This is a genomic window from Prevotella sp. P4-67, from assembly GCF_002251325.1.
GTDB lineage: Bacteria > Bacteroidota > Bacteroidia > Bacteroidales > Bacteroidaceae > Prevotella.
The window spans coordinates 1-1751 of the sequence record NZ_NPJL01000007.1; the positions used below are offsets into that span (position 1 = coordinate 1).

General features: G+C 42.0%; 2 protein-coding genes. Both read right to left on the bottom strand.

What is annotated here, in order from left to right; translation table 11 throughout:
* Nucleotides 1–377: 377 nt before the first annotated feature.
* Nucleotides 378–1262, bottom strand: a complete 885-nt coding sequence (locus tag CIK92_RS00505; protein WP_094387794.1) for an IS3 family transposase — start codon at nt 1260–1262, stop codon at nt 378–380.
* Nucleotides 1263–1294: 32 nt separating this feature from the next.
* Nucleotides 1295–1751, bottom strand: a 457-nt coding sequence (locus tag CIK92_RS00510; RefSeq protein ID WP_216822210.1) for a hypothetical protein, incomplete at its 5' end; no start/stop codon positions are given.

Consider the following 1751-nt stretch of genomic DNA (forward strand, 5'->3'; position numbering starts at 1 on the left):
TGACTATTCCTAAAATTAGTTGACAGAATTGGATGCGATTAACTAATTAGGTTTACTACTTTTATTCAGTTCTCTGTTTTACTTTACAAGTTCTGTTAGTTGAACTGATTTGTTTTACAAGATTTCATCAGTAAACTGATTTGCTTTACTACCTTCTCGCATTCCAATTGCAAAGTTAATGATTATTCCTTTGATTAGTGCAAGAAATAAAAATATTTCGTAATTTTGCTGTCAGAAGCCGAAGAGGAAGCGAGCTCTGCTGAGGAGCAACTCGCCAGCAATAGGTTTCTGCATCACACTGAAATAGTGGTATGGGCGTTGTCTTTCGGGGCAGCGCCCATTATTTTAGGAGATGCTGTATGGCTAAGAAAAACCTATCAGCTGCCTGTGGTAGCAGGTCTGTTCCATGGATTGCACCAACACCTTTTTTGTTCTCCAACTTCTGTATGTACCGTTTCGGGAGTCTTGTATCCAATGCTCATATGCGGACGTTCTGTATTATAGAAACGTATGATACGAGTCAGTTCTTCCTTACAATTCTCTATTGACGGTATGCTCATCTTGTAGAGCCATTCTGTTTTGATGATGCCATTGGCGCGTTCTGCAATGGCATTTTCGAGAGGATCACCGCTTTGGGTCATGCTTATCATTATATTATGTGCCTTTAGCTCCTTAACGTATGCAGCACTACAGTACTGGCTTCCTCTATCAGAATGATGGATGAGACGGGATGCTGTTTCATCGTCAATTGTTGCCAGTGCCATACGCAGTGCCTCCAATGGGTATATGGTTTCCAAGGTCGGTCCTACTGCCCATCCCACAATCTTATGAGAATAGGCATCCGTGATAAGCGACAAGTAACACACACCCTCAGTTGTTTCTATGTACGTTATGTCACTGACCCATATTTCGTTAGGTCGCATGGGAACCACATCCTTTATCAAGTTGTCATACTTGTGGTAATGATGACTGGAGTCAGTTGTCTTGTAGTGACGACGTCTTTTCAACTGCACCATCAATCCATTGGCACGGAGCAATTCTATGAACGCATCTCGTCCAGGCATACGATCAGTGGATTCAAACAAGCGTTTGACGATGAGGTATAGTTTGGCACAACCAAGTCCAGGGTTATCCTTACGGTATTCTCTGGCCTTCTCCACGATCATGGTTTCTAAGGCATTATCGACAAAGTCATTGTCTGGATCTTCACGGTTGTAGAACGACTGTCTGCTATAACCAAACAGCCTGCAAAGGGTATTCATCGATGCTGGTGAAGACTCTTCGCGGAGCAGACTTACTGTTTGGTGCCAGATTTTTTTCTTATTGGAATATTGAATCGTTCTTCTGCAAGGTTAATCATTGTGTCGTAGGCATGGGCACGTAGTTTCTCTAGTTCTGCCTCTTTTCTTGCTTTCTTGAGCTCTGCTTTCAATTCTCTGATCTGCTCGTCTTTACTTTTGTTTGCCATAGTGTCATCGTTGTTCTCCTGCAAAGATACTAAACGATTTTCAGAAAGATAACGACCTACCCAAGAAAACAGCACCTGAATGTTGGAAATATGATGTTTCTCAACTAATTCCTCAGGCGTATTCTCGCCTTTAAGGAAATCAAGTGCAGCAAGTACTCGATCTTCTTCATCATGAATGTAGCGAGTGGATTCTACCCATACCCATTCATACTGACCTGTCGCTTCATTTAGGACACGATCTCTTTCACGTTTTACTTTTGTTCTCATACACTTTTGTTTTAGG

Coding starts and splice junctions, on each gene's coding strand:
- CIK92_RS00505 (WP_094387794.1), bottom strand. CDS start 1,262: ATGAATACCCTTTGCAGGCTGTTTGGTTATAGCAGACAGTCGTTCTAC.